The 26,800-nt window shown below is 71.5% G+C and carries 21 protein-coding genes; 8 read left to right on the top strand and 13 right to left on the bottom strand.

What is annotated here, in order from left to right; genetic code table 11:
- Positions 1-466 precede the first annotated feature (466 nt).
- Positions 467-823 (top strand): hypothetical protein, encoded by a 357-nt coding sequence (locus ACYUED_RS18665; RefSeq protein WP_491293413.1) that lies wholly within the window; start codon positions 467-469, stop codon positions 821-823.
- A gap of 251 nt (positions 824-1,074) precedes the next feature.
- Here the strand turns inward: ACYUED_RS18665 and ACYUED_RS18660 are convergent, their stop codons facing one another.
- Positions 1,075-2,010 carry a helix-turn-helix domain-containing protein gene (locus ACYUED_RS18660; protein ID WP_491293412.1) on the bottom strand — a complete coding sequence of 312 codons (936 nt, stop codon included), beginning with the start codon at positions 2,008-2,010 and terminating at the stop codon, positions 1,075-1,077.
- 130 nt (positions 2,011-2,140) lie between these two features.
- Between ACYUED_RS18660 and ACYUED_RS18655 the strand changes: the two genes are divergently transcribed.
- Complete coding sequence (locus ACYUED_RS18655; RefSeq protein ID WP_491293411.1) at positions 2,141-3,184, top strand: saccharopine dehydrogenase family protein; 1,044 nt, start codon at positions 2,141-2,143, stop codon at positions 3,182-3,184.
- 52 nt (positions 3,185-3,236) lie between these two features.
- Here ACYUED_RS18655 and ACYUED_RS18650 read toward each other — a convergent pair whose 3' ends face one another.
- Positions 3,237-4,790 (bottom strand): CehA/McbA family metallohydrolase, encoded by a 1,554-nt coding sequence (locus tag ACYUED_RS18650; protein ID WP_491293410.1) that lies wholly within the window; start codon positions 4,788-4,790, stop codon positions 3,237-3,239.
- Positions 4,791-4,946: 156 nt separating this feature from the next.
- Between ACYUED_RS18650 and ACYUED_RS18645 the strand changes: the two genes are divergently transcribed.
- From ACYUED_RS18645 to ACYUED_RS18635, 3 genes are all read left to right on the top strand, one after another.
- Entirely contained in the window at positions 4,947-5,795 is an 849-nt protein-coding gene (locus ACYUED_RS18645) for an LLM class F420-dependent oxidoreductase (protein ID WP_491293409.1), read from the top strand.
- Positions 5,796-5,969: 174 nt separating this feature from the next.
- Positions 5,970-8,555 (top strand): bifunctional FO biosynthesis protein CofGH, encoded by a 2,586-nt coding sequence (locus ACYUED_RS18640; RefSeq protein WP_491293408.1) that lies wholly within the window; start codon positions 5,970-5,972, stop codon positions 8,553-8,555.
- A gap of 75 nt (positions 8,556-8,630) precedes the next feature.
- Positions 8,631-9,194: a hypothetical protein gene (locus ACYUED_RS18635; RefSeq protein WP_491293407.1), complete on the top strand. Its 564-nt coding sequence runs from the start codon at positions 8,631-8,633 to the stop codon at positions 9,192-9,194.
- Positions 9,195-9,216: 22 nt separating this feature from the next.
- Here the strand turns inward: ACYUED_RS18635 and ACYUED_RS18630 are convergent, their stop codons facing one another.
- From ACYUED_RS18630 to ACYUED_RS18610, 5 genes are all read right to left on the bottom strand, one after another.
- A complete protein-coding gene (locus ACYUED_RS18630) occupies positions 9,217-10,005 on the bottom strand; it encodes a pentapeptide repeat-containing protein (protein WP_491293406.1) in 789 nt (262 codons plus the stop codon).
- A 325-nt stretch (positions 10,006-10,330) separates the two neighbouring features.
- Positions 10,331-10,843, bottom strand: a complete 513-nt coding sequence (locus ACYUED_RS18625; protein ID WP_491293405.1) for a DUF2165 domain-containing protein — start codon at positions 10,841-10,843, stop codon at positions 10,331-10,333.
- 71 nt (positions 10,844-10,914) lie between these two features.
- Positions 10,915-11,367 carry a DUF4913 domain-containing protein gene (locus ACYUED_RS18620; RefSeq protein ID WP_491293404.1) on the bottom strand — a complete coding sequence of 151 codons (453 nt, stop codon included), beginning with the start codon at positions 11,365-11,367 and terminating at the stop codon, positions 10,915-10,917.
- Positions 11,368-11,371: 4 nt separating this feature from the next.
- On the bottom strand, positions 11,372-15,370 hold the full coding sequence (locus ACYUED_RS18615) for a tetratricopeptide repeat protein (RefSeq protein WP_491293403.1): 3,999 nt from the start codon (positions 15,368-15,370) through the stop codon (positions 11,372-11,374).
- A 25-nt stretch (positions 15,371-15,395) separates the two neighbouring features.
- Complete coding sequence (locus ACYUED_RS18610) at positions 15,396-15,704, bottom strand: trypco2 family protein (RefSeq protein WP_491293402.1); 309 nt, start codon at positions 15,702-15,704, stop codon at positions 15,396-15,398.
- 152 nt (positions 15,705-15,856) lie between these two features.
- On the opposite strand from ACYUED_RS18610, the gene ACYUED_RS18605 reads away from it, so the two are divergent.
- Positions 15,857-18,256 (top strand): tetratricopeptide repeat protein, encoded by a 2,400-nt coding sequence (locus tag ACYUED_RS18605; RefSeq protein WP_491293401.1) that lies wholly within the window; start codon positions 15,857-15,859, stop codon positions 18,254-18,256.
- A gap of 173 nt (positions 18,257-18,429) precedes the next feature.
- On the top strand, positions 18,430-19,548 hold the full coding sequence (locus ACYUED_RS18600) for an ADP-ribosylglycohydrolase family protein (RefSeq protein ID WP_491293400.1): 1,119 nt from the start codon (positions 18,430-18,432) through the stop codon (positions 19,546-19,548).
- Positions 19,549-19,783: 235 nt separating this feature from the next.
- On the opposite strand, the gene ACYUED_RS18595 is transcribed toward ACYUED_RS18600, so the two are convergent.
- The 3 genes from ACYUED_RS18595 to ACYUED_RS18585 all read right to left on the bottom strand — a co-directional run bounded on the left by ACYUED_RS18595 (position 19,784) and on the right by ACYUED_RS18585 (position 23,062).
- Positions 19,784-20,374 (bottom strand): DinB family protein, encoded by a 591-nt coding sequence (locus ACYUED_RS18595; protein WP_491293399.1) that lies wholly within the window; start codon positions 20,372-20,374, stop codon positions 19,784-19,786.
- A 100-nt stretch (positions 20,375-20,474) separates the two neighbouring features.
- Positions 20,475-22,049, bottom strand: coding sequence for a sodium:solute symporter family protein (locus ACYUED_RS18590; RefSeq protein WP_491293398.1), 1,575 nt, complete (start codon positions 22,047-22,049; stop codon positions 20,475-20,477).
- Positions 22,050-22,276: 227 nt separating this feature from the next.
- Positions 22,277-23,062 (bottom strand): SDR family oxidoreductase, encoded by a 786-nt coding sequence (locus tag ACYUED_RS18585; RefSeq protein ID WP_491293397.1) that lies wholly within the window; start codon positions 23,060-23,062, stop codon positions 22,277-22,279.
- 85 nt (positions 23,063-23,147) lie between these two features.
- Here ACYUED_RS18585 and ACYUED_RS18580 point away from each other — a divergent pair, with 85 nt between their 5' ends.
- Positions 23,148-23,987, top strand: coding sequence for a hypothetical protein (locus tag ACYUED_RS18580; protein ID WP_491293396.1), 840 nt, complete (start codon positions 23,148-23,150; stop codon positions 23,985-23,987).
- 176 nt (positions 23,988-24,163) lie between these two features.
- On the opposite strand, the gene ACYUED_RS18575 is transcribed toward ACYUED_RS18580, so the two are convergent.
- The 3 genes from ACYUED_RS18575 to ACYUED_RS18565 form a co-directional block, all read right to left on the bottom strand.
- On the bottom strand, positions 24,164-24,355 hold the full coding sequence (locus ACYUED_RS18575) for a DUF397 domain-containing protein (protein WP_266516300.1): 192 nt from the start codon (positions 24,353-24,355) through the stop codon (positions 24,164-24,166).
- Between the two features lie 214 nt (positions 24,356-24,569).
- The gene (locus tag ACYUED_RS18570) at positions 24,570-25,427 is read right to left on the bottom strand and encodes a helix-turn-helix domain-containing protein (protein WP_266516297.1); all 858 of its coding nucleotides are present in this window, start codon (positions 25,425-25,427) and stop codon (positions 24,570-24,572) included.
- 418 nt (positions 25,428-25,845) lie between these two features.
- Entirely contained in the window at positions 25,846-26,607 is a 762-nt protein-coding gene (locus ACYUED_RS18565) for a GOLPH3/VPS74 family protein (protein WP_491293395.1), read from the bottom strand.
- Positions 26,608-26,800: the final 193 nt, after the last annotated feature.

The following is a 26,800-nucleotide window of genomic DNA, read 5'->3' as shown; positions in this document are numbered from 1 at the left end:
GCGACCGGCGACCGCGACCGGCAGCACGAGCAGCGCGAGCACGAAGGCCGGCGTGACGATGAGCACCGGCCCGAGCGCGAACGGGACGACGAGGACGCGCTCGGCCCAGCGGGCGGGGGCCGGCAGGCGTAAGCCGGTCCAGCGGGTGGGCAGGGGGAGAGTTCCTTTCCCGGCGGAGCGATCGCCGATCGATGCCTGAACTCCCCGGCTCCTGGATTTCCCTGACGGCCACAGCAACGGGGGAGTGGATCGCGCAGGTCGGCGATACCGGCGACCGGTCACACGTGAACGGTTCGTGCGCTGTTCCGGCGCGTGGCGGGTGAGCACGATGGTGCAGGAAACACCGCGGCGTGCGGTTCGGGACGGACCGCACGGCCGATGTCGCTGGTCGGAACCGATCAGGCGCTCGGCACATCACTCACAGATGGCACCGCTGTCCAATCCTCACTTCAGGGAGAACCAGTACATGCGCAAGCATCGCCTCCGCCACGGTCTCATCGGTCTGCTGGCCGCCACGGGTCTGGTCGGCGCCATCGCCGGCGCCGGCCCCGCGCAGGCGCGAGCCAAGGTCTACCTGACGACCTCCGTCACCCAGTGGACCCACTACCAGCCCAACCTGCACAGCCACGCGGGAACGCTCTACGCGGGGCGCAACTACTTCTACTGCTGGACTGCCGGGGACTGGTACCAGAACAGCGAGCACGTCTCCGGTGCCTGGCTCCGCACCGACGATGACACCGGGCACACCAACGTGTACGTCAACATGGTCAACCTGACCGACGCGGACTTCTGGCGCGCCCAAGACCTGCTGCCCCAGTGCTGAGTGGCGCCCGCCGGTCTTGCCGCGCAGGTCGACGCCCTTGACCATGCGCACCCCGGCCGGCCCCGCCGGCGATCTGTCATCGACCTGTCCGGTCAACGCGTCCGGCGCCCCGAGGAGATCGCGTTCAGCGCGCTCCCTCGGCTTCGCCGGTGGCAGGGGGCGGACGCAACGCCCCTGACGTACCCGGTCCTTGCTGTGGGGCCGTGCCTTGGCACGGTTCGCTTCGCGGCCGGGGCCCTGCAACTGCGCCTTCAGGGACGGAAGGTGCGGCGGTAGGTGTCGGGTGGGACGCCGACGCTGCGGTGGAAGTGGCGGCGCAGGGTGGTGGCGGTGCCCATGCCGGTGGCCGCGGCGATGGTGTCCACGGTGGCGTCGGTGGTCTCCAGCAGTTCCTGGGCGTGGCGAATGCGCTGGGTGTGGAGCCATTGCAGTGGCGTGGTGCCGGTGAGGTGCTTGAAGTGGCGGCCGAGGTGGCGTGAGCTCATACGGGCCTGGCGGGCCAGGTCCTCCACGGACAGCGGCTGGTCCAGCCGCTCCAGCGCCCAGGGGAACAGCTCGCCCAGGGGATGGTTGCCGGGGGCGGGGAGCGGGGTGGCGATGAACTGGGCCTGGCCGCCGTCGCGGTGGGGTGGGACGACCAGGCGTCGGGCGATCCTGTTGGCGTTGGCCGAGCCGTGGTCGAGGCGGACCAGGTGCAGGCACAGGTCCATGGCGGCGGCCTTGCCCGCGGAGGTGAGGACGTCGCCGTTGTCGACGTAGAGGACGTCCGGATCGACGGTGGCCGCCGGGTGGCGCCGGGCCAGTTCCCGCGTGTGGGCCCAGTGTGTGGTGGCGCGCCTGCCGTCGAGCAGTCCTGCCGCGCCCAGGACGAAGGCGCCCGTGCAGAGTGAGGCCACGCGGGCACCGGCCGCATGGGCCGCGCGCACCGCCTCGACCAGCTCGGCGGGCGGGTCGCGGTCGGTGTCGGCCCAGCCGGGGACGATCACTGTGTCCGCGTGCGCGAGGTGGTCGAGCCCGTGGTCGGGTTCCAGGCGGAAGCGGCCGACGTCCACCGGGCCGCTCCCGCAGAGGGAGAAGTCGTACCAGGGGTCCACGACGTGGGTCAGGTCGGCTCCGAAGACCTCGACGGCCACGGACAGTTCGTAGTGGAGCATGCCGTCGGTGACGGCCAGTGCGACAGCGGGCATGTCCGAAACTGTACGTGGCGTGTCGTTTCCGACGCTCGCGCGGGGTGCTGCCGGGGGACAGGCTGGGGGTGTCAGGCCCCGGCGGATGGACATCGCGGCGGGCGTTCGAGTGCATGGAGGGGGCGGTCTCATGGGGTCAGGTCAGCCGGTGACGGTGTTCGGCGCATACGGGCACACCGGGCGGTTCGTGGTCGCGGAGCTGGCCGCGCGGGGGTTCGTCCCGGTGCTGTCCGGGCGCAACGCGCAGACCTTGGCGGAGCTGGCTCAGGAGAACGGGCTGGAGGCCCGGGTGGCGTCGGTCGACGACCCGGACTCGCTGGACCGGGCCCTGGCGGGAACGGCGGCAGTCATCAACTGCGCCGGCCCCTTCGCCTCGACCGTCGGCCCCGTGATCGAGGCCGCGCTCCGCGCGAAGATCCCCTATCTGGACGTGGCCGCCGAACTGGAGGCCAACCTCGACACCTTCGCCCACTACAGCGAGCGGGCCCGGGACGCGGGAGCGGTGATCGTCCCGGCCATGGCCTTCTTCGGCGGCCTCGGCGACCTGCTGGCCACCGCGGCGATGGGCGACTGGACCGAGGCCGACGAGGCACACATCGCCTACGCGCTCAGCAACTGGCACCCCACCGCCGGTACCCGGCTCTCGGGGGCGGTCTCGCGCGAGCGACGCGGCGACCACCGCCTGCGCTACAGCGGCGGACAGTGGGAGCACCGCACCGACGCCGCGCCCACCCTGGAGTGGGCCTTCCCGGAACCGATGGGACCCCGGCCGGTGGTCGGGGAGTTCACGATGGCGGACGTCGTCACCGTCCCCCGGCACCTCTCCATCCCCGACGTGACCACCTACATGACCGTCGAGGCGGTCCGAGACGTCGCCGCCCCCCGCACGCCGGCCCCGGCGGCCGCCGACGAGAGCGGGCGCTCGGACCAGACCTTCCTCGTCGACGTCGTCGTCCGCTCCGGCGGAGCCGAACGCCGGGCCACGGCCGGCGGCCAGGACATCTACGCCGTCACCGCGCCCCTCGTCACCGAGGCCCTCGAACGCGTCCTGACCGGCCGCACCAAGACCCTCGGCGTCGTCTCCGCCGGCGAGATCTTCGACGCCCCCGACTTCCTGCACGCGCTCGATCCGCACATCACACTCGACCTGCACCCGCAGCGGCAGAACGCCTGACCCGAGCCGTCCATCCGGCCGACCGGCGCGCGCCCTCGGCTAAGCGAGCGCGTCACCCAACGCCGTACCCGACCTCACCGGCGCCCAGGAAGATCGGGTTCGTGAACGCCGCCATCACCCCCGGCAACGGTCCCACCGCCGTCTCGTGCCGCAACTCGGCCCGTGCGTAGGCCGCGTACGCCGGTGTCGTGTGCCATTCCGCCGTGCCGGAGCCTGTGACCGGCAGCGGGTCGCCGGTGAACAGCACGCCTTGGTCGGTGACGATGCGGATGGTGCAGCGCGGGGCGCCCGACGCCTCCACGCGGATGGTGACGGGGGTGTCGGGGCCGGCGTGCAGTCGCTCGCCGATGCCTGCGTGCTGCCCCTTGCCGCCGGTCGCCGTGAAGGACAGCGAGACGTTCTTCGACTCGGCGACGTAGGAGCGGCCCGCGCGGATGCCGTCCTGGATCGCCTCCCGGGTCAGGTCGTCGGCGAGGACGACCGTCTGGGGGAGTCCGACGACGTCGGGGTCCCGGTGCGCGTCGCTGTTGCCCATGGCCGGAAGCCACGTGCGCCCCTCGCGCACGGACGCGACCAGCAGGTTGTCCCACTCGGCCAGGGTCACCTCGTCGTCCGGCGTCCATGGGCCGTTCCACACCTCGACCGCGTCCGCCTCGCCGAACCCGAACTTCCAGCCGCAGCCGATGCAGGTGGCGTGCGGATGGGCGGGGACCACCAGGCCGCCCGCCCGGCGGATCCGGTGGGCGTACGTGCCGAAGCGGTTGTCGCGGGCCCGGTAGCGCCAGTCGACGAAGGTGCCGGGCTCGGTGCCGAGCGCGACGACGTGCCCGTTGCGCGTGGTGATCTCCTCGCCGAGAAGGACGAGGAGGTCGTCGCCCGCCTCGTCGGCCCAATGGGGGTGCGAGGTGTGCGTGTTGTGGTCCGAGGTGTTGATGAAGTCGAGGCCGGCCGCCCGCGCGAGGGCCGCGATCTCGGTCGGGGTGCGGCGCCCGTCGGAGTACCAGGAGTGGAGGTGGCCGTCGCCGCGGTACCAGGCCCGGCCCCGGCCGACCGCACGTGCGGGCGGGTACACCGGGCTCGGCGTCTCGCCGTGCTCCCCGTACGTCAGCGTGATCGTGAGCTCGTACGGCAGACCCTGCGGCGCGACCGTGTACGGGCCCAGCGCCACGTGCCAGGTGCCCTCCCGCACGGGCCCGGGCACATAGCCGGGTGTGGCGTCGTCAGCCCGGACGAAGAACTCCGAGCGCGCCCCGCCCGACCAGCCGCGGAAGCCCCGGCCGCCCAGGTCGGTGCCGCGCTCGTCGAAGAGGCCGATGTCGAGGGCGTTGCCCTGGGTGCCGGCGGGGACGGACGGCTTGTCGTAGGTGTAGGCGACCTTGATCTCCCGTACCCCGGACGGGACTTCGACGGGTACGTACACGAAGTCCGGCGACCCGGGGGGCAGGGTGCCGCGGATCGTCGCCGTCCTCCGGGTGCCCTGGTCACCGTGGTCACCCTGGTCCTGGCCGTCGGCCGCAGCGAAGCTCACGCTTCCCAACGTAAGTGCGGCGGCCGCGCCCGTCACGAGCAGAGCGCGTCGTCCGATGCCGTGCGCGTCCTCACACATACGGCCCACCTTCGGGTCCGGTCGTGAACTCCCGTGAACGGGAAGGGAATCGGCGCCACGGTATGTCATGTACACGGAGTTCGTGGCGCTTCCCGACCGTAATGGGGCCGACTGGTCGGTATGGACATCTCGATTCCAGGCCGGTACAGATGGGACATGCGCATCGCCGTGACGATCTTCCTCACCGACGAGACCATCGCCCCCGTCCGGCTCGCCCGCGAGCTGGAGCAGCGCGGTTTCGCCGGGCTGTATCTGCCCGAGCACACGCACATCCCGGTGGAGCGCGTGACGCCCTACCCGGCGGGCGGCGAGCTGCCGCCCGAGTACGGCCGCACCCTCGACCCCTTCGTCGCGCTCGGCCAGGCCGCCGCGGTCACCGAGGGCCTCGGCCTCGGCACCGGCATCACGCTGGTCGCCCAGCACGACCCGATCGCCCTCGCCAAGCAGATCGCGACCCTCGACCACCTCTCCGCAGGCCGCTTCACGCTCGGCCTCGGCTTCGGCTGGAACGTCGAGGAGGCCGCCGACCACGGAGTGGAGTGGCGTACGCGGCGCGATCTGGTCCGCGACCGGATGGCCCTGATGCGCGCGCTGTGGTCGGAGGAACCGACCGCCTATGAGGGGGAGTTCGGGAGCGTGCGGGCCTCGTCCGCGTACCCGAAGCCCGTACGGAAGCCGCGCGGCCCGGTCGTCGGCCCGCGCACCCTCGTCGGCGGGGCGGCCGGCCCCAGGCTCGTCTCCCACATCTGCGAGTACGCCGACGGCTGGATGCCGATCGGCGGGCGCGGGCTGTCGGAGTCCCTGCCGGTGCTCCGCGGGGCCTGGGCCGAGGCGGGCCGCGACCCGGAGGCGCTGCAGGTGGTGCCGTACGCGGTCTTCCCGACCCCGGGCAAGCTCGCGCACTACGCGGACCTGGGCATCGAGGAGGTCGTGGTGCAGCTGCCGCCGGCGGGGGAGGCGGAGGTGCTGAGGGTGCTGGACTCCCTGGGTTCCTTGGTTCCCTGAGATCCCTGAGTTCCTTGGGGCCCCTGGACTCCCGGACTCCCTGGATTCCCTGGACTCCCCGGATTCCCCTGTCGTCGGGCCTTCCGGGGCCAGTGACACCATGTAACGGGCGGGGGCCGGGGCGGATCGGGCGGCGCCTGTCTGACCTGATCACCTCGCTCGTATGCTCGAAGGATGACGACCTCCGCGACCTCCGGAACCGGCCCCACCGAGAACTCCATGCGTCGTGCCCTCAAACGTGCCCGGGACGGCGTGGCCCTCGACGTCACCGAGGCGGCCGTCCTCCTCCAGGCCCGCGGCGAGGCCCTCGACGAGCTCGCCGCGTCCGCCGGCCGGGTCCGTGACGCGGGCCTCGAAGCGGCCGGCCGCCCCGGCGTCATCACGTACTCGAAGAGCGTCTTCATCCCCCTCACCCGCCTGTGCCGGGACAAGTGCCACTACTGCACCTTCGTCACCGTCCCCGGCAAGCTGCGCCGCGCCGGGCACGGGATGTTCATGTCCCCGGACGAGGTCCTCGACATCGCCCGCAAGGGTGCCGCACTCGGCTGCAAGGAAGCCCTGATCACCCTCGGCGACAAGCCCGAGGACCGCTGGCCCGAGGCGCGCGAGTGGCTCGACGCGCACGGCTACGACGACACGATCGCCTACGTCCGGGCCGTCTCCGTCCGCATCCTGGAGGAGACGGGCCTGCTGCCCCACCTCAACCCGGGCGTCATGTCCTGGACGGACTTCCAGCGGCTCAAGCCCGTGGCCCCGTCCATGGGCATGATGCTGGAGACGACCGCCACCCGCCTGTGGTCCGAGCCCGGCGGCCCCCACCACGGGTCCCCCGACAAGGAACCGGCCGTGCGGTTGCGCGTCCTGGAGGACGCGGGCCGCTCCTCCGTGCCCTTCACGTCCGGGATCCTGATCGGCATCGGTGAGACGTACGAGGAGCGCGCCGAGTCCCTCTTCGCGCTGCGGAAGGTGTCCCGGGCCTACCACTCCATCCAGGAACTGATCATCCAGAACTTCCGCGCCAAGCCGGACACGGCGATGCGGGGCATGCCGGACGCCGAGTTGGACGAGCTGGTGGCGACGGTGGCGGTGGCCCGGCTCATCATGGGCCCGAGCGCCTGCCTCCAGGCCCCTCCCAACCTGGTGGACTCCGAGTACGAGCGGCTGATCGGCGCGGGCATCGACGACTGGGGCGGGGTGTCGCCCCTGACGATCGACCACGTGAACCCCGAGCGCCCCTGGCCGCAGATCGAGGAGCTGGCCGCGCGGTCGCAGGCCGCCGGCTTCTCGCTGCGCGAACGCCTCTGCGTGTACCCGGAGTTCGTGCAGCGCGGCGAGCCCTGGCTGGACCCGCGCCTGCGCCCGCACGTACGGGCGCTGGCCGACCCGGAGACGGGCCTGGCGCTCCCCGACGCGGTGGTCGAGGGCCACGCGTGGCAGGAACCGGAGGAGGCCTTCGTCTCCACCGGCCGTACGGACCTGCACGCCTCCATCGACACCGAGGGCCGTACGGCCGACCGCCGCGACGACTTCGACGAGGTGTACGGCGACTGGGCCGAGCTCCGGGAGGCGGCGGCACCCGGGATGGTGCCCCAGCGCATCGACACGGACGTGCGCGAGGCACTGCGCACCGCCGCCGACGACCCGACGCGGCTCACGGACGAGGAGGCCCTCGCCCTGCTGCACGCGGACGGCCCCGCGCTGGACGCCCTGACCCGGATCGCCGACGACGTACGGAAGTCGGCGGTCGGCGACGACGTGACGTACATCGTCACGCGGAACATCAACTTCACCAACGTCTGCTACACGGGCTGCCGCTTCTGTGCCTTCGCACAGCGCCGCACGGACGCGGACGCCTACACGCTGTCGCTGGAGCAGGTCGCGGACCGCGCCCAACAGGCGTGGGAGGTGGGCGCGGTGGAGGTCTGCATGCAGGGCGGCATCCATCCCGACCTGCCGGGGACGGCGTACTTCGACATCGCCCGGGCGGTGAAGGAGCGCGTCCCCGGGATGCACGTACACGCGTTCTCACCGATGGAGGTGGTCAACGGCGCGACGCGCACCGGCATGTCGATCCGGGAGTGGCTGAGCGCCGCGAAGGAAGCGGGCCTGGACACCATGCCCGGGACGGCGGCCGAGATCCTCGACGACGAGGTCCGCTGGATCCTGACCAAGGGCAAGCTGCCGGCGGCGACATGGATCGAGGTGATCACGACCGCGCACGAGCTGGGCATCCGGTCCTCGTCGACGATGATGTACGGCCACGTGGACCAGCCCAGGCACTGGCTGGGGCACCTGCGGACCCTGGCCCGGATCCAGCAGCAGACCGGCGGCTTCGCGGAGTTCGTGACCCTCCCCTTCATCCACACGAACGCGCCCGTGTACCTGGCGGGGATCGCGCGCCCCGGCCCGTCGACCCGCGACAACCGCGCGGTGACGGCGATGGCCCGGCTCCTCCTGCACCCGTACATCCCCAACATCCAGACCAGCTGGGTGAAGCTGGGCACGGAGGGCGCGGCGGAGATGCTCCGCTCCGGTGCGAACGACCTGGGCGGCACCCTCATGGAGGAGACCATCTCCCGCATGGCGGGCTCCTCCTACGGCTCGTACAAGTCGGTCAAGGACCTGATCGCGGTGGCCGAGGCGGCGGGACGTCCGGCGAAGCCGCGCACGACGCTGTACGGCGAGGTGTCCCAGGAGCGGCAACGGGCCGCGTCGGTGTCGGACGGGCATCTGCCGGAGCTGCTGCCGGTCCTGGACTGAGTACGATGATCCGACCCCCGTTGGACGGGGATTCCCACGACGGGGATTCCTCCGCGGGGATCCGTAGCTGAGGAGATGCGTGCCGTGCCAGCCCCGAAGGTCTGGGTGACCGGTCTCACGGTGGGAGCGATCGCCGCTGTGGTCGTCCTGGCCGTACAGGCCGACAAGGGGGCCAAGCCCCGTGCGGTCGCCGCCCGGCCGAGCGCGTCGGCGTCGGCGGGCGCGCATCCCAAGCCCACCAAGTCCAGGGCACCGGCCGCGGTGCCGGACGGCTCCGGCACCGGGCGGCGCATCGTCTACTCCCTCGGGCACAAGACGGTGTGGCTGGTCGACGCGAGCGACGCGCCGCGCCGCGCCTTCGCGGTGTGGCCGGGCACCGTCAGCCCCGACCCCGGCAGCTACACGGTCGGCACGCGCACCGAGGGCCCCATCACCGGCTCCGACGGCGTGAAGATCGAACACATCGTGTACTTCACGGTCAGGTCCGGCTCCAACATCGCCTTCTCCAACGCGGTCGACGGCACCTCACCGCCCCCCGCCTCCGGAACCCCGACGGGCGGTATCCGGATGCGGGCGGCGGACGGGTCGGCTGTGTGGATGTTCGGGACGGCCGGCACGAAGGTCGTGGTGGTCGGCTGACGCCGGTCACCCGGCCACCCGGTCACCGCGCCGCGTTCTGCGGGGCGGCCGGGCGCGAGGAGCCGGGGGTGGCGCTCGGTTGCGACGTCGGCAGGTCCGTCGGCAGGTCCGTCGGCAGGTCCCCGTCGACTCCGGCCAGCTTCGCCGCGGTCAGATCCGCTCCGCCCAGGTTCGCGTCGGTCAGGTCCGCCGTCCGCAGGTCCGCCTTGTGCAGTGAGGCGTTGCTGAGATCCGCGTTCACCAGCACCGCGGCTCTCAACCGGGCGGAGTCGAGGCGGGCGTTGGACAGGTCCGCGTCGGTCAGGACGGTGGCGTTGAGGTCGGCGCCACGAAGATTGGCGCCGGACAGCCTTGAGCCCTCCAGGTTGCTGTGGGAGAGGACCGCGCCGGCGAGGTTCGCCCCGCTCAGGTCGGCCCGCTTGAGGTCGATGTCGTCCAGCCGGACGCGTCCGAGGTCGATGACGCGGCCGCGGTCGTGGGCCGGATCGCGCTGGCCGAGCACGGAGAGCGCCGCCTGGATGTCGGGCGCCTTGTCCGGCGTGGTCGGTTTCTTGGACGCGTGGTCGCGGATGTACTCGGACAGGGCGTCGATCACCCAGGGCTGGTACCGCGGATAGTCCTCCATCACGCCCTGCAGTGAAAAGACCGCGCCTCTGCGGATGTTGGCGGAGGGGTCGTCCAGCCGCTCGATGGCCTTCTCGTACCGGTCCGCGCTCTGTCCCTGCTGGGAGATGGTCAGTTCCTGGGACACCTGCCACACGGAGACCCAGGTGAAGACCAGTGCTGCGACCGCCGCCAGCCCCGGGAGCATCGCCGCGACGAGACCCGCCCGCGGCCATGGGTCTCCCGCTCTGGTGGCAGCCGGCGAGGCGACGCCGGCGCCGTTGCGCTCCGGCGCCCTTTGGCGCTGTCCCGGCCGACGCGCTCCCAACGGAACTCCGGGACGCCGCCCGGCGGACCGGCCCGCTCTCGCCCGGCGGTCCGCGATTCTCCGAAGCTGTCTGCTGCGTGCCCCCGCGCGCGGTATGCCCCTGGTCATGCCTGCTATTTGAACGGACGGCGGCTCGCGGGAAGCCGATGTCCCTGCTGGGTTCACAGGACCCCCACGCGCGTGGGGGTCCTGTTCGTGGCGATGGTCAGGCGGTCTTGTCCGCGTCCCGGAACGGCAGGTGGTTGACGATCAGAACGAACCCGGTGAACACGATGACGCGCGTCGCCGCCTCCAGCCCGTTCCAGGTCTTCGACTGCCACATGGAGAACCACTCCCCGCCGATCGCGATGAACCCGGCGCCGAAGAGCAGCAGGAGCATCAGCAGGCCGTACGTGGAGACACTGCGGGCGCGGGCGTGGTCGCGGCGGAACCAGAGCCAGGTGCCGTAGGCGAGGACGAGGGCGGCCAGGGTCTCCCAGACGATGATGAGGACGTAAGCAGCGTTCTGCAGGCCCTTGTTGGTGATGGCTCTCCACATCAGGTCGTCGTCCTTGAACGTGGTGTCCATGGCCAGAACGTGTTGTACGAACGCCTGGTTGGTACCGAAGTCCGTGATGTTGCCGAAGGCCACGAGGGCTATGTAGAGGGCGACGCTCGCGGTGAGGAGGGCGGCGGTCAGCGAGAGGGCCCGGGTATGGGGGGATGTGTTGGTGGACATGACAGCCATCTTCTCGTGACGACCGGTCCTGCTCCGCCCATTGAGCCAGATTGCAGGGCGGCCCTGGCCGCTCAGTCGAGGGCGAACGTATCCCTGGACGGCGACTGCCTCTGGTCGAAGAAGAGCCCGTCCGGCGGCTCCGCGACCTGCACGGGCGCAGCCGTGCGGTGGCCGCCCACGCACTGGGCGAACGGCCCCGTGACCGGGTCCGTCAGGGCAGCCCAGTGCGGGTCCGCGTGGTGGAGCCACCAGTTCGAGATGCCCAGGGCGGGATCGAAGCGCAGCATCTCCCAGGCCCGCCACAAGGCGTCCAGCCGGGACAGCGCCTGAGCGTGCCGGTACCACTCCGTGCACCACACCCGTCCGGAGTCCGGACCGGGAGGGGTCAGCAGATGGACCAGCCGTTCGACGACGAACTCGTTGACGTTGCCGTAGAACAGCTCTCCCGAGCGGGCGGCCTCCTCCTCGTCGCGCCGGATGTCGTCGAGCGACTCGTCCTGACCCTCGTCGCGGGGTGACGTCATGGCGTCATGCTCCTTTTCGCAGTTGTGCGTCGACGGCCTCGTCGTGGCGGCCGACCCGGTCCAGAACGGTGGCGAGCACGCGGAGACTCCATGTCAGGTCGGCCTGGGCCTGGTGCGGATCCTGATCCACCAGGCCGCGGCAGATGCGGACGGCCCGCCGCGCCGGCTCCACGGCACGGACGGCCCGGCGCCAGTCGTGCCTGCCGCACAGGCTCAACGCCCGGGCCAGTCGTTGCAGGAGGAGCGCGATCCGGACCGGCGGGAGACCGGGGCGATCGGTCAGCGCCCGGCAGGCCTCCTCCGCCTGAAGGGCTGTCTGCCAGGCGGCGGAGTCCTGCCCCGTCATGGCCTGCCCCTCGGCCAGCCGCAACAGGGCGAAGCAGAGAGCCTGCTCGTGGCCGGCCGGGTCCGTGCCGAGCAGCCCGCGCCGAAGGCGCACCTCGTGTTCCGCGATGCGGACGGCCTCGTGGAAGCGGCTCGTCGACATCAGCGCACGGCCCAACTGCGCGCAGGTGTCGGCCAGATGGACCTCGTGCCCCGGGTCCTGGGCCGAGAGCTCCACCCGCAGCTCGTACGCCTCCCGCAGCACGGGAACCGCGCGGTCGGCCGTCACCCCCCAGGCGGCCGCCGCATAGCTGCTGCCGAGGTCGTGCAGGCAGAAGGCCAGCCCCTGACGCCCTTGTTCGTCCTCGCGGGACAGGCGGCGGTAGTGCGGCAGCGCCTGGCGCAGCAGGATGCGTACCGCGACCTGCCGGTCGTGCCTGCGGTACAGGTCGGAGCCGTCGTGGAGGGAGTGGGCGTACTCCTGTGTGTAGAGGCTGGGGGCGTACGCACTGAGGCGGCGCCGGATGTCGAGGGCCTGATTCAGGGCGGCCAGCGCCTCCGCCGGGCGGTCGAGCGCGTCGTAGGCGAGACCGAGTGAGAGAGCCGTTCCGGAGCGGTCCTTCAAGTTGCTTGCGCTGAGCGGCCGTCGGGCCGCCGCGTAGATGTCGAGAGCCTCTTCGAAGCGCTCCACCGCCGCCCGGTGGTCCCCCGAGTCCGTATGGAAGTAGGCGAGCGCGCTCACCGACTGGGCCAGGCCCGGCACCCCGGTCCCGTACGGATCGCGCGCCAGGTCCCGGCGATGGCTGATGGCCTCGTCCAGGGATTCCCGTGCCGCCGCGTCGTCCTCGGCCCCGTGCTGCTCCCAGGCGAGGTTGTGCAGCATCTGCGCCAGTGTGGAGCGGTGGACGGCGGGAAGATCCCGGGCCAGCGGGCGCAGCAGCCCGATCGCCTCCTGCACGAGCGCCATCGGCTCGCCGCGTGGCCGCGAGGCCGCGCTGGAGTCGACCGCCAGGCCCATCAGAGCACGCGCGAGGTCGGCGGTGTAGGCGTCCGGGTTCTCTCCCGCCAGCCGCCGAGCGGTCTCGGCCGCCTCCTCGCTCAGCGCCAACGCCTCCGCATGCCGCTGGAAGCGCCACAGACTCGTGCCCCGTGCCACCAGAGCGTCGGGGAGCAGCAGCGGATCCAGATCGGGGTGCCGGTCCGCCAGCTCGCGGGCACGCCGGACGGCCTCGTCCGTGTGGTCGTCGGACCTGGCGATCTGGTCGAAGGAGATCGCGCTCGGATCGAGCTGCCAGACCACCCGCGACTGGTTGACGAGTGCCCGCACCAGGCCGTGTTCGCGTTTCTCCCGCTCCTCGCCGTCCTCGCCGTCCTCGCCGTCCTCCGCCGCCAATGCGCGGAAGAGGGCGAGGGCCCGGTCCCCGGCCTGGTGTGCCTCCATCAGGCGCCCGGTCATGCTCAGGGCACGCGAGAGCACCAGCAGCGAGTCGGCCCACTCCGTGCGGGGCGTCGTGGCGCCGTCGTCCGCCGGTCGTTCGCGCATCGCCGCCGCGGCGCCGGCCGCCTCCCGCGCGTCCTCCCAGTCACCGACCGCCAGGTGCCGCTCGGCCAGGTTGTGCAGAGCCCACGCGCGCTCCCCGGGCTCCCGCGGACCGTCTCCCGTCGCGTGGCACAGACGGCTCAGTTCGCGGGCGACGTCGAGCGCGTACTCGCGCAGTACATGGGACTGTTCCGGCAGGGTGTCGGAGTGCGCGCGCAGCATCGCGGCGGTCAGCGGTACGTCGGCGGGCACGGACCGCAGTGCCTCGCGCAGCCGGTCGATGACGGTGCGCGCCCTGTCCGGGCGGCCCTCGTTGACGTGGGCCACGGCGGACCGGGCCAGCACGGTGAGGGTCTGCACCCGCTGGTGGTCCGGGGCGTGGGCGAACAGCCTCCCGAGCAGACCCGCGTCATGGATGACCTGGTCGGAGGCGTGGTACTCGGCGAGACGGTCCGGCTCCAACTGGCCCCAGTAACGGTCCTCGGACGGCGGGTACACCTCGCGCAGCCAGGCGGCGATGTTCGCCCTCAGCGACGGCGGTTCGTCGGGCAGCAGCCGTGCGAGGGTCTCGCGGGCCTCCCGCTCGTCCTGCACGGGACACAGCACGGCCGCCGCCACGGCGACGTCGAGCAGGCTCTTCTCCCTTCGCCCCATGCCCCACCCGTCCGCGCTCTCCAGCCAGTACTTCAGCTCGTGGCCCAGGAGTTCGGCCTCCAGCGGCTCCCCGTCCTGCCGGGTGAGCCGCACGCGGCTCAGCAGTGCGGCCAGTGCCGCCATCTGCGAGGTCAGCGCCGTCTCGGTCCTTGTGCCCCCCTGGGGGCGGGCCGCGGGGAGGGTGCCGGCGACGCCGGGCCAGTCGACGCCCGTCTCGCCGGTCACCTCCGCCAGGCGTCGGGAGAGGTCGCGGGCCGCCGTCCGGAACGACTGCTCACGGTCGGCGGCGGCGGGACTGAGCGCGTGCAGCCTGATCTCGCGCAGGGCGCCGGTCGCCCTGATCTGCCAGGAGCCGAGCGAACGGGCGAGCAGCAGCAGGCGTACCGTGTGCCCCGCCCGCTCCGTCTGCTCCCGCAGCTCCCTGACCAGCTCGGGCCGGGTCTCGGCGTAGTCGACGACCAACAGCTGAGGGCGCTGGACGGTGCGCAGCACCCGCAGGTCGAGGGGCTCGCGGACCACCTGGCCGGCCACCCAGCCGCGCTCCCGCATCCGCGCCGTCAGCTGCCGGGCCAGCCGGGTCTTGCCCTGCCCACCCGGGCCGGTGAGCACCCGGACGGAGGGAAGGCCGTCCCGATCCGTCACACACCACTGCACCAGCTCGGTGAGCGTGTCCTCGCGGCCGTGGAACGACACGACCTCGGCGTCGGCCCGCAGCAGCATGGTGGGGGAGGTCACCTCCCGTTTGGGAGGCGTCGGCTCCAACAGGCCGGTGAGCTCGGCCGGTTCGGCCGTCGGGTCGACGGAGGTCGCCTCGCGGACCACCGCGCGGAACTCGGCCGAGGCCAGCAGGTCCTCGCTGCGGGTGAACGCCAGCCGGGTGCCCTGGCTGGGCCGGAGGTCGTCCCGCACCACGCCGAGCAGCAGCTCCTCCCCGTAGGGGAAGACGGCCGCGCCCGACATCCCGGACCAGGAGGTGGTCCTCGCGGCCCTTTCGTCGTCGAGTCCCGTGGTGTCGACCGCCAGCGTGCCGGCGTCGTCGAGGATCTCGAAGGGGTTCGTGCCACCGTGCGGCCTGACCCAGCCGGTGGGCGCCTCCCAGCCCCGGCTGGTCAGCGTCTCCCCGTCCCGGACCGTCTCGGTCCGCTGCTGCCGCGGGAATCCCGCGAGGGAGACCCGCAGTTGGGTACCGCCCGTCACGAACCGCCCCCAGCGCTGCGGGCGTCGGCCGCGGGGACCGCGCAGCGGCTCGGGCGTCGGCCACTCCAGGTCGGCCGGGATCTCCAGCAGGGCGGCGTCCACGGTGTCGTCGTGCCTTCGCCACCGCACGACCGCAGGGACCGTCTCGTCCGACTCGGGAAGAACGATCTCCGCCCACCCGTGAAGCGGCGGCGCCACATGCGCGGCGGTCAGGACGAGCCGCGGCGCGATCAGATAGCCGGTGCCGAAACCCGCGCCGCGGACCTTGACGACCTGCTTCAGCTGCATCGGTCCGCCCCCGGAATCGGCCGGTTCACTCGACGTCGCTCACGGCCACGCGCCCGCTGCCGTCCTGCTCCGGGGTCAGCCGCAGGGTCACGCGCTGGGTGGACCGCGCCGAGCGCTCCCGGCGGGCGTCGGCCTCCACGACGCCGAACCGCAGCGCGCCGCCGCCGTTCTTCGCCCGCACCAGCTCGATCTCGAACTCCGCCGTGATCTCGCCCAGCACAAAGCGCAGCGGGGAACCCTGACCCCGGCGTTGCGCCTCCGACAGCTGGTTCCGCAGTACCTCAATGGCGTCGGCCAGGTCCAGCCAGTCCTCGTCGTGCCCACCCCGTGGCATGCTCACCCTCCGTCACCCCGTCATCGCGCGCATACATCTGCATCGTAGAGATTCCGGGTCGAGGATGGGTTGTCGGCGGCCAAAGGCAGTGAACATCTCTGCGAGACTTACACGGGACCGGCTACGGGGGCCCGGCTACGGGGGTGGGACCGATGAGGCCGACGCGGCCGTCGATGCAGGAGCTGATCCGGCAGCGCAGGCGGGCCGGATTCGTGGGACGGAGCGACGAACGGGCCGCGTTCCGCGCCAACTTCGACCTCCCGCCCGAGGACGAGCGGCATCGTTTCCTCTTCCATGTGCACGGCAACGCGGGCGTCGGAAAGACCTTCCTGGTAAGGGAGTTGGAGCAGATCGCGCGGGAGCGCGGGGCGCTGACGGCATACGTGGACGAGAGCGCCGGGAGCGTACCGGAGGCGATGGCGGCGATCAGCCGGCAACTCTCCGGTCAGGGAGCCAGGTTCAAGGAACTCGACCGCCTGCTGGCCGCGCACCGCGAGCGGCGGCACGAGGCGGAGGCGGCCCTGGCGGCCTTGGACCCCGAGCCCGAGGGGCCCTCCGCGGTGACCGCGACGGCGGTCCGCGTCGGACTGGCCGGACTGGGGCTGCTGCCCGGCGCCGGTCCCTTCGTCGGTGCCGTCGACGCCGGTCAACTCGCCCAGGGCACGGACCGGTTGCGGGCCGGCCTCAGCGCGCGCTTCCGCAACCAGGAGGACGTGCAGATCGTGCTGTCCCCCGAGCGCGTCCTGACCCCGGTGCTGCTGAACGAACTCGCGGAGGCGGCGGACACCGCACCGTGGCTCGTCCTCTTCCTCGACACGTACGAGCGCACCGGCCCGTTCCTCGACGGCTGGCTGCACGACCTGATGGCGACCGACCGGTACGGCACCCTGCCCGCCACCACCGTGGTGGTGACGGCCGGGCAGCGCCCCTTCGGCACGACCCGCTGGGGCGGCTTCGCGGACTTCATGACCGAGCTGCCGCTGGGGCCCTTCACGGAGGCGGAGGCGCGCGACCTGCTGGCCGGTGAGGGAGTCGTGGACGAGCCCGTGGTGGCGGAGGTGCTGCGGCTGACGGCCGGCCTCCCGGTGCTCGTGTCCACCCTCGCCCGGACCCGGCCCGCCGACCCCACAGGCGTGGGGGACCCGAGCGTCGACGCGGTGGAACGGTTCCTGAAGTGGGAGCGCGATCCCGTACGGCGTTCGGTCGCGCTGGCGTGCGCACTGCCGCGGCGGCTGGACGCGGACGTGTTCCGGGCCGTCGTCGACCCGGACGATCAACCGGACGATCAACTCGACGCACTGTACGGGTGGTTGAGAGGCCTGCCGTTCGTCGAGGAGCGCGGAGCGCGGGCGCAGTACCACGACGTCGTACGGACGCCGATGCTGCGGTTGCAGCGCAGCCGGTCGCCGCGCGGGTGGGCGGAGCGGCACGGGCGGCTCGCCGAGACGTTCGCGAGGTGGCGGGAGGAGGCCGAAGCGGGCCTGGAACCAGCCGAGTTCCGGCAGGAGGAGCGCTGGCGGGAGCTGCGCCTCGCCGAGTCGTACCACTTCTTGTGCGCGACGCCGCGGGCCGCACTGCCCACGGCCCTGGAGGACTTCGTCACCTCCTGCGACCACGGCGACGACACGGCCCGGCGCTGGGCGAGACTGCTGACCGAGGCGGGCGAGGACACGGACGCGGATGCCGTACGGGCGTGGGGCCGCGACCTGTCCGGGGCCCTCGCGGAGGGCGGGATCGCCGAGGCGCTGCGCCTGCTGCTGAGCCGTACCCGTACCGACGAGCCGTGGCGCGCGCGGGCCCACGCCGCGCGGGGTGAGGCCCTCTCGCGCGACGGCGAGAACGAGCGCGCGCTCCAGGAGTACGACCATGCCCTCGACCTCGATCCCGGCCTGGTGCGGGCCCTGCGCGCCAAGGCCGTCACGCTGAGCCGGGTCCGTGGTGATCACCAGGCGGCGCTCGGCCTCTACGACCGGGTGGTCGCCCTGGAGCCGGACAACCCCTGGAACATCATCCTGCGCGGTGAGTTCCAGCGCCTCCTGCGTCATTCCGAGGAGGCGCTCCGCGACCTGTCCGAGGGCATCCGGCTCGACCCCACCAGCGCATTCGCCCGTGCCTCGCGCGGCGCGACCCGCGAGCGCCTGGGCCAACTCGACGCGGCCCTCGCGGACTTCGACCGCGCCCTCGAACTCAAGCCGGACTACGCCTGGGCCCTCGGCCGCCGCGCCCGCGTCTGGCGCGGCCTCGGCGACCACACCCGCCAGCTCGCCGACCTCGACCACGCCCTCACCCTCTGGCCCGACTGGGGCTGGGGCCACTGCGAACGCGGCGACGCCCTGCGGGTGGCAGGCCGCGACGCGGAGGCCCTCGCCGCCTACGACCGAGCGCTCGCCGTAGACCCCGACTACGCGTCGGCCCACGCCAGCCGCGGCGCCTCCCTGCTCAACCTGGGACGCCACGAGGAGGCGCTGGCCTCCCTGGACCGAGCCCTGGAACTCAACCCGGACTACCCCTGGGCGCGCGAACAGCGCGAGGCGGTCCTCAGAGCCTCCTGAGCCCGACAAATTCGACAAACCCCACCTCCTTGGGATCGCCCGGGATCACTTGGGACCACTCAGGACCACTCCGAGCGCATATCGCATAACACTCCGCCCTCTGAACCCACCGTCCCCGTTCGATTACAGTGCTGAGCTGTCATGCGTCGGGCGGTGCCGTCGGGGAGGTCTTGGTGAGTGCCACAGCCGGGGCCATATGGGGCCGTGCCGAGCAGCAGGACTTCCGGAGCCGGGTGCGGGGGGCCCTGCTCGGGTCCGCCCTCGGGGACGCCCTGGGAGCGCCCGTCGACGGGCTGGATCTCGACGAGATCCGTGCGGCGTACGGCGCCGAGGGCGTCGTGGACCTCGCCCCCGCCTACGGCAGACGCGGCGCCGTCACACATCTCACACAGCTCACCCTGTTCACCGTGGACGGGCTGATACGGGCCCAGGTGCGGCGGGACACGGGCGCCTGGCATCCGCCGACCGATCTGCACCGGGCGTATCTGCGCTGGGCGGCCACCCAGCGCGACTGGGGGCCCGACGAGCGCCGCAAGGACGACGGGTGGCTGGCGCGCGAGGAGTGGCTGTACGCCCGCCGGGACCCGGCCCGCTCGCTGCTGCTCGGGTTCGGCGACGAGACCATGGGGACCCTGGACGCGCCCAAGAACCCGGGCGACGTCGGACCCGAGGCGACCGCCCGCTCGGCGCCCTTCGGGCTGCTGGTCGGCTGGGAGCCGCAGCTGGTGGTCCAGCTGGCCGTCGAGTGCGCGGCGCAGACCCATGGGCATCCGATGGCCTACCTCCCGGCGGGGGCGTACGCCGTGATCGTGCACGGTCTGGCCCGCGGCGAGAGCCTCGACGGCGCCGTGCAGCGGGCGCTCGCGCTGCTCGCCGCGCGGCCGGGGCACCAGTCCGTCTCGGACGCGCTGCAGCACGCGCTGGGCGCGGTACGGCAGGGGATGCCGACACCGTCCCGGGTCGCCGAGCTGGCGGGGGACGGTACGGCGGAGGGGGTGCTGGCCGCCGCCGTGTACTGCGCGCTGGTGGCCGAGGACGTCCGGCACGGGCTGTGCCTCGCCGTGAACCACGACGGCCCGTCCGGCGCGACGGGCGCCGTGACCGGCGGCCTCCTGGGCGCCCTGCACGGCGAGACCGCCCTCCCGCCGGCCTGGCTGGCCGAACTGGAGGGCCGCGCCACCCTCCTCGAACTGGCCGACGACTTCGCCATGGAGATGACCCAGGGCCCGGCGCTGCACGGTCCGGCCGGCTTCGCGCCGGGCTGGCTCGCGAGGTACCCGCGAGGCAGCTGACCGGCCGCCCTGCGCTTGCCGTCCGGCGCCCTGCGCCTGCCGTCCTGAGCCTGCCGTCCGGTGTCCTGCGCCTGCCGTCCTGAGCCTGCCGTCCGGTGTCCTGCGCCTGCCGTCCTGAGCCTGCCGTCCGGTGTCCTGCGCCCGCCGTCCGGCGTCCTGCGCCTGCCGTCCCGCGCCCCGCCGTCCGGCGTCCTGCGCCTGCCGTCCGGCGCCCCGCGCCTGCCGTCCCGCCGTCCTACGCCTTGCGGGCCGCTTCCTCGGCCACTTGCTCCAGCCGGCCCCGGTACTCCGCCCACCACGCCGCATCGTCCGACGGCAGGCTTGAGTTGTCCGCGCGCATGCCCACGGCCCCGTCCAGGGTCTCGCGGAGGATGTCGGCATGTCCGGCGTGCCGGTGGGTGTCGGCGATCACCCGTACCAGGGCGTGGTGCAGCGTGATCTCGTTGCTGTCCGGCCACCAGGGCACCGTGCCGACCGTGTCCAGGGGCAGCGCTTCGACGGTCGCCTCCGAGTGGGCCCATGCGCTGCGGTAGCCGTCGGCGATGTGCTCCCGCGATTCCTCGGCGGTGGCCCACATGTCGTTGTTGGGATCGGCGTTGTCGGCGGACCAGGGCTGCGGTCTGCCGGAGGGACGCCCGAACGTGTCGCCCAGGTAGCCCAGTTCGACGAAGGTCACATGCTTGACCAGGCCCAGGAGGTTGGTGCCGGTCGGCGTCAGCGGGCGGCGGACGTCGTACTCCGAAAGCCCTTCGAGTTTCCACAGGAGCGCGTCACGCGCGTCCTGCAGATAGCGCAGGAGGTCGGCCTTGGGATCGGATGCGGTCATACGGCGAGTCTGCCGCTCGGGCGATCTTCGGGCACGGCAATTGCCCGGCCCCTCCGTTGAAAGGGACCGGGCAATTGCCGTGCCGTGTCGCGTCGGTGGGTCAGTCCTTCACCGGTGTCCGGCCCACCGCGTCCTCCACGCCGCCCGCCGGAGCCGGTACGGCGACCGCCGCGCTGTCGTCGTCCGTGTTGATGCGGTCGATCACCGCGAGACGGTCCGGGGTGTCCTCCGGCTTCAGATAGCCGATGAGGACGTACAGGACCAGGGAGACGGCCAACGGGACCGAGACCTGGTATTCGAGCGGGACGCCGCCGTCGACACTCCAGTTGATCGGGTAGTTGACCAGCCAGAAGGCCAGCAGACCCATCGACCAGCTGGTGAGCGCCGCCGTCGGGCCGGAGCGGCGGAACCCGCGCAGCAGGCCCAGCATCATCGGGATCGCGATCGGGCCCATCAGGCCCGCGACCCACTTGATGACCACGGTGATGATGTCCTTGAAGGCGGGGGAGTTGACCTGGGTCGCCACCGCCATGGACAGGCCGAGGAAGACCACGGTCGTCACACGGGCCGCGATCAGGGCGGAGCGACTGCCCCACTCCCGGGCCCGCCGGGACAGCACCGGCGCCGCGTCCCGGGTGAACACCGCCGCGATCGCGTTGGCGTCGGAGGAGCACATGGCCATGGTGTGCGAGAAGAAGCCGACGATGACCAGGCCCAACAGGCCGTGCGGCAGCAGCTGTTCGGTCATCAGGCCGTACGAGTCGGAGCCGTCGGGCTTCGCGGCGTGGACCAGCAGCGGCGACATCCACATCGGGAAGAAGAGAACGACCGGCCACACCAGCCACAGCGCCGCCGACAGCCGCGCGGAGCGCTCGGCCTCGCGGGCGCTGCCCGTCGCCATGTAGCGCTGGGCCTGGTTGAGCATGCCGCCGTTGTACTCGAAGAGCTTGATGAAGAGGAAGGCCAGGAGGAAGACGGTTCCGTACGGTCCGACCAGCGCCTTGCCATGGCCGTGCAGGGCCGGCTCGTCCCAGGCGTCGAGGAATCCGATGCCCTTGTCGTTCAGCTTCAGTACGACGGCGACGAACATCGAGACGCCCGCAAGCAACTGGATGACGAACTGGCCCAGTTCGGTCAGAGCGTCCGCCCACAGGCCGCCGATGGTGCAGTAGACGGCGGTGATCGCGCCGGTGATGAGGATGCCCTGGTTGAGCGTGACGCCGGTGAAGACGGACAGCAGGGTCGCGATCGCCGCCCACTTCGCGGCCACGTCCACGATCTTCAGCAACATGCCGGACCAGACCAGGGCCTGTTGGGTCTTCAGGTCGTAACGGTTCTTCAGGTACTCCAGGGGCGAGGCCACATGGAGCTTGGAGCGCAGTCGGTTGATGCGCGGCGCGAAGAGCTTCGAGCCGATGGCGATGCCCAGCGCGATCGGGAAGGACCAGGTGACGAAGGACGTCACGCCGTAGGTGTAGGCGATGCCCGCGTAGCCCGTGAACATCACCGCGCTGTAGCCCGACATGTGGTGCGAGATGCCGGACAGCCACCACGGCATCTTCCCGCCGGCCGTGAAGAAGTCGCTGACGTCGTCCACGCGCTTGTGCGACCAGATGCCGATCGCCACCATCACGCCGAAGTAGCCGATGAGGACGGCCCAGTCGAGACTGTTCATGTGCCCCCTTCCAGGGTCCGCCTTGTGAACTCCGCTCAGTTGGCCGGCACTTCGCCTGAGCGGGGCAGGGGCGAGGGAAGCCGGGAGAGGCCGCGAAGTGCCCGCTCATCGTGGGTGCGATTGCGCGGACACGACAAGCGGACGTAAGGTCAAGAGGAAGTAAAGATGTTCGTCTTGCTGACCTTCGTTCACAGACATGAACAACAGGGCGTGTTCGAACCGACCCCTCAGCGCATCAGCTCCCCCGCGTTGACCAGCAGCGACTGCCCGGTGATCGCGCGGGCCCGGTCCGAGGCGAGGAACACGGCCGCGTCCGCCACGTCCGCGTCCGTCGCCAGGTCCGGCAGCGCCATGCGCGTGGTGAGCCGTTTCAGGACGTCGTGCTCCGGGACGCCTTCCGTGTGGGCCGTGAACTGCACGTAGGCCTGGACCGGAGGTCCCCACATCCAGCCCGGCAGAACGGTGTTGACGCGGATGCGGTGCGGTCCGAGTTCGCGCGCCAGGGAGTACATCGCGCTCGTCAGCGCGCCTTTCGAGGCCGCGTACGCCGCCTGATTCACCTGTGTGGGGGCCGCCACCGACGACTGCGTCCCGATGAACACCACCGAGCCCCCGCACGTCTTCAGCGCCGGCAGGCACGCCCGGGTCATCCGCAGCGACCCCAGCAGATTCACGTCGATCACCGACTGCCAGGTCGTGAAGTCCGCGTCCTCGATCCCGCCGAAGTAGCTGTCCCGGGCGGCCACATGGACGACCGCGTCGATCCGCCCGAACCGCTCCTGGGCGAGCGCCGCCAGCGCGTCGCACTGCGCCTCGTCCGTGATGTCGGTCGCCCGGTACGCCGTGTGCGCCCCGTCCGGATCGACGTCGGCGGCGCTCTTGGCGAGACGGGCCTCCGTGCGCGCCCCGAGCACCGCGTTCCCCCCGTCGCGCACCACGGCCGCCGCAACCTGGTGACCGAGCCCGGCGCCCACCCCCGACACCACGACCGTCCTGCCCGCGAGCAATGACATGAGCGACCTCCGACCTGCCTCTGGCGCATTGTCTGACGGGGCGTCAGAGTATGGGCGACCGGCGGCCGAAGGAAGGGGAGCGCCCATGTCCGAGGACACCCGAAGTGAGATGTACGCCGAGCTGGCGGCCGTGGGGCCGTACGGAGTTCGTCCGGGGCACGCCCTGATCACCATGGTGGAACCGCACCCCGGCCACGAGTACGCGTACAACCGCTGGTACGAGGACGACCACTACTACGCCGGCGCGATGGCCATGCCCTGGATGTACTCCGGGCGCCGCTGGGTGGCGACCCGGGACCTGCAACTCCTGCGCTACCCCGAGAAGTCGGCGGTTGCCCAGCCGGTCACCGCCGGCTGCTACATCTCCACGTACTGGATCGCGGACGGCCGCTACGACGACCACATGAGGTGGACCGTCGCGATCAACAAGCGCCTCAACCGCGACGCGCGGGTCTACCACGACCGTACGCACGTCTTCACGGCGTTCCAGGACCACGAGGCCACGGTCTACCGGGACGGCGCCGCGGGCCCCCGCGACTTCCACGCGCTCGACCACCCCTACGCGGGCCTGGTCGTCGAGGTGATCGACGCCGAATCGGCCGAGCAGCGCGAGGAGTTGCTCCGGTGGCTGCGCTCGCGGCACCTGTCCAAGCGGGTCGCGGGCTCACCGGCCGCGATGGTGACCGTCTTCCGGCCGACCCCGCTGCCCGGCGATCGCATGACGTACGTCAGGCAGGTCGAGGGCGTGGAGACGAGGCTGACCCTGCTGTGGTTCCTTCAGGCGGACCCGCGGGAGTGCTGGGAGGCGTACTTCACGGACCTGGACGCGCCGGTGCGGGAGGCGGGGCTGGGGAGGGTGGAGCTGGTGGCGCCGTTCGTCCCGACCGTGCCCGGGACGGACACGTACGTCGACCGACTGCGCTGACGGACTGCGCCGGCCGGTCGCGCCGACCGGCTGTGCTGACCGACTGTTCCGGGGCACAAGCCGAGCCCCCTCGGCAAGGACGGCGAAGCTGGACGAGAGGGCTCTTCCTGTGCTGCTTGTGCTGCTTGTGAAACTGTCGAAGGAGTATGCGGTTGAGGATCAGAAGATCCTCCCCCCTACGCCTTGATCGAGCCGACGAAGATGTTCCACGCAGCGGCCGGGAAGGCGAGTACGGGGCCCTCGTGGACCTTGGAGTCCCGGACGGCCATCGCCGCGCGGACGGGGGACTTGATCTCGACGCACGCGCCGTTGCCAGTGGAGTACGAGGACTTGGTCCACGTGTCCGTGGCGCCCTGACGAATTGCCATTTTTGCTCCGAAATACCAGTTGTGGAGTTGCTGTCACCGCACGACGGATTCGTCTCCGAACCCACAGCGCGGTTTGCGCCAACCCTTGGTGTGTGGTGGCGTGATCGACGCTACTCGCCAACCTCGACCTACGAAGCGACTATTCACTCGACTGGATGGCATATTCCAGGTGGGTCTTCCACTGGAACCCAGGGAAGGTGTACGGTGCGGCGCTTCAGCGCGCGTAGTCCTTCGCGATGTCCGCGATGAACTGCCGTGACTGGTCCGGGTTCAGGGCCTGCGCGCGCAGGTGCTCGTACATCACGCTGTATTTCTGCACGTCGTTGGCCTTCTCCAGATACAGGTCGCTCGTGACGCCCTCGATGTAGACCACGCTGGAGTCGGCCGCGTCCGGGAACTCCAGGATCGCGTACTGGCCGTTGAGACCCGGGTGGGCGCCCATCTCGAAGGGGATGACCTGCACGGTGACGTGCGGCAGTTGCGACTGCTCGACGAGATGCTCCAGCTGGTCGCGCATCAGCGAGCGGTTGCCCACCACCCGGCGCAGCGCCGCCTCGTCCATCACCGTCCACAGCCGGAGCGGGTTCTCCGGGGCGGTGATTCGTTCCTGCCGGCGCAGACGCACCTGGACGCGCTTCTCGACGTCGGCGGCGGCCGTCTCCGGCAGGGCGCCCGCGATCAGCGCCTCCGCGTACTGCCGGGTCTGGAGCAGGCCGGGCACGACCTGGGGGTCGTACACCCGCAGGCTCGCCGCGTCCGTCTCCAGCCCGATGTACACGCTGTAGGGAATGTCGCCGAAGGAGTGCCACCATCCCTGCTGGCGCGAGTCCTTGGCCATCTGCATCAGCGAGTCGACGATCCGGTGGTCCTCGACCTCGTACACCCCGCACAGGTCGCGGACGTCGCGCTGGCTGATGCTGCGCCGTCCGTTCTCCAGCCGGCTGATCTTCGACTGCGACACCAGCAGCCGCTCCGCCACTTCCTCGGCCGTCATGCCCTTGAGCTCACGGAGCCGACGCAGCTCCTGGCCCAACCGGCGTCGCCTGACGGTGGGATTGACATTGGACGCCACGGGACGTGCACCTCCGGCTGCGTGCCTGCGCTAGCTGTAATTTGCCACTTTGCGTATCTGCTGCTGAGCAGACTGCCACCAAGGTGCTTACTACCGCTGGGAAACAGGGGATATGCGCTGCACACACGCCAGTTCGCCTTTTTCGTCCTCCACATGCGGCCGCGCGGGGCAGCGGAACCGTTACGGCATCCGAACGAACGGATGTGGCGCAACGGCCCCGCCGCCCCGCGCGGACCAGCGGCTCCCGAACCGGTTCATGGGGACTGCCTTCTCAGGCTCGGTGCGGCGCTCGGCGGTGCGTGGTGCTGGGTGCTGCGGTGCGTGGTACTGCGGTGCGTGGTGCGGTCATGACGTGATGCTGTGATGGTGCGTGCGTGCGTGCTGCTGCGGTTCGTGCTGCTCGTGGTGGGACCGAGGCTCAGTGGGCCACGACGCGCGCCATCGAACCGCGGTGCGGTTGCATCGGAACGCCACGAGCCGGTTCCGGTGCGGACCTGCCCGGGCCTGCGGCCTGACGGCCGGCCGGAGCCGGTGCCGGGCTGCGGCGCGGCTGGGCCGCCACGCCGTTCTGGACGTCCATCACGGCGTGCGCCACGAGGCCGCCCATCGGGTCGTGCCTGATCAGATCCCGCAACCGGGAACGTGAGGAACGGCCCTCGTTGCCCGGGTACAGATGCTTGCCCAGGCCGACCGCGTGTGCCAGGGCGGCGAGCGCAGCGGTCCGCGGGTCCGGCGGTACGCCGGTGCGGATCGCGGAATCCAGTCGGGCCTTGATCTCCCGGCTGATTTCGGTGTCCGTCGCCTGGTAGCGAGTCGTTGGCAGCACTCCGCACATCTGACCCGCCACGGCATGCACCATGCCGCACCGCTCCAGATGCGAGAGGTAGGTCTGGCGCAGCCCGAGACGCGGCCCGCCAATCCAGTTCACCGCACGTACGGGAGCGCCACGCCTTCGCAGCAACTCCAACGCGCAGTCCAAAGTTGGATCTCCAGTCGGCCGTGGGGCTACCACGGCGATACGATCCCCGTCTGGGGCTATCCGTCCGGCCAGCGCCAGCTCCACTAGCTGTGCTCCGGCCAGACCGAGGTCGAGCGACTGCGGCTGCGCGGTGGTACCCGTGGTCGGGTCCAACGCCAGCAGCAGAAGCTCCTCCGGAATTGTTCTGCGGCTCCTGCCCATCCATGCCTCCCCGCGTGGATGAAAGACAGGGTGACCCCTCTCACATTGGTCTGTCGAGGGTGCGTGACCTGTTTGTGAGGGAACCGGTAGGTATGTCGTTCTCGTCTACCGCAGTGGTTAAGCCCGCACACAGGACACTGGTACATGGTTCGGACAGCGCGTGCGGGCGGTGTTTCGGGCGGTTTACGGTTCG

Source organism: Streptomyces sp. DF42 (assembly GCF_058267695.1).
The sequence above is the reverse complement of the archived record's forward strand: the minus strand, read 5'-3'. Positions and strand labels throughout refer to the sequence as shown.

Excerpts from the sequence above, each read along its gene's own strand:
- ACYUED_RS18665 (WP_491293413.1), top strand. The coding sequence starts at position 467 with ATGCGCAAGCATCGCCTCCGCCACGGTCTCATCGGTCTGCTGGCCGCC.
- ACYUED_RS18660 (WP_491293412.1), bottom strand. The coding sequence starts at position 2,010 with ATGCCCGCTGTCGCACTGGCCGTCACCGACGGCATGCTCCACTACGAA.
- ACYUED_RS18655 (WP_491293411.1), top strand. The coding sequence starts at position 2,141 with ATGGGGTCAGGTCAGCCGGTGACGGTGTTCGGCGCATACGGGCACACC.
- ACYUED_RS18650 (WP_491293410.1), bottom strand. The coding sequence starts at position 4,790 with ATGTGTGAGGACGCGCACGGCATCGGACGACGCGCTCTGCTCGTGACG.
- ACYUED_RS18645 (WP_491293409.1), top strand. The coding sequence starts at position 4,947 with ATGCGCATCGCCGTGACGATCTTCCTCACCGACGAGACCATCGCCCCC.
- ACYUED_RS18640 (WP_491293408.1), top strand. The coding sequence starts at position 5,970 with ATGACGACCTCCGCGACCTCCGGAACCGGCCCCACCGAGAACTCCATG.
- ACYUED_RS18635 (WP_491293407.1), top strand. The coding sequence starts at position 8,631 with ATGCGTGCCGTGCCAGCCCCGAAGGTCTGGGTGACCGGTCTCACGGTG.
- ACYUED_RS18630 (WP_491293406.1), bottom strand. The coding sequence starts at position 10,005 with ATGCTCCCGGGGCTGGCGGCGGTCGCAGCACTGGTCTTCACCTGGGTC.
- ACYUED_RS18625 (WP_491293405.1), bottom strand. The coding sequence starts at position 10,843 with ATGTCCACCAACACATCCCCCCATACCCGGGCCCTCTCGCTGACCGCC.
- ACYUED_RS18620 (WP_491293404.1), bottom strand. The coding sequence starts at position 11,367 with ATGACGTCACCCCGCGACGAGGGTCAGGACGAGTCGCTCGACGACATC.
- ACYUED_RS18615 (WP_491293403.1), bottom strand. The coding sequence starts at position 15,370 with ATGCAGCTGAAGCAGGTCGTCAAGGTCCGCGGCGCGGGTTTCGGCACC.
- ACYUED_RS18610 (WP_491293402.1), bottom strand. The coding sequence starts at position 15,704 with ATGCCACGGGGTGGGCACGACGAGGACTGGCTGGACCTGGCCGACGCC.
- ACYUED_RS18605 (WP_491293401.1), top strand. The coding sequence starts at position 15,857 with ATGAGGCCGACGCGGCCGTCGATGCAGGAGCTGATCCGGCAGCGCAGG.
- ACYUED_RS18595 (WP_491293399.1), bottom strand. The coding sequence starts at position 20,374 with ATGACCGCATCCGATCCCAAGGCCGACCTCCTGCGCTATCTGCAGGAC.
- ACYUED_RS18590 (WP_491293398.1), bottom strand. The coding sequence starts at position 22,049 with ATGAACAGTCTCGACTGGGCCGTCCTCATCGGCTACTTCGGCGTGATG.
- ACYUED_RS18585 (WP_491293397.1), bottom strand. The coding sequence starts at position 23,062 with ATGTCATTGCTCGCGGGCAGGACGGTCGTGGTGTCGGGGGTGGGCGCC.
- ACYUED_RS18580 (WP_491293396.1), top strand. The coding sequence starts at position 23,148 with ATGTCCGAGGACACCCGAAGTGAGATGTACGCCGAGCTGGCGGCCGTG.
- ACYUED_RS18575 (WP_266516300.1), bottom strand. The coding sequence starts at position 24,355 with ATGGCAATTCGTCAGGGCGCCACGGACACGTGGACCAAGTCCTCGTAC.
- ACYUED_RS18565 (WP_491293395.1), bottom strand. The coding sequence starts at position 26,607 with ATGGGCAGGAGCCGCAGAACAATTCCGGAGGAGCTTCTGCTGCTGGCG.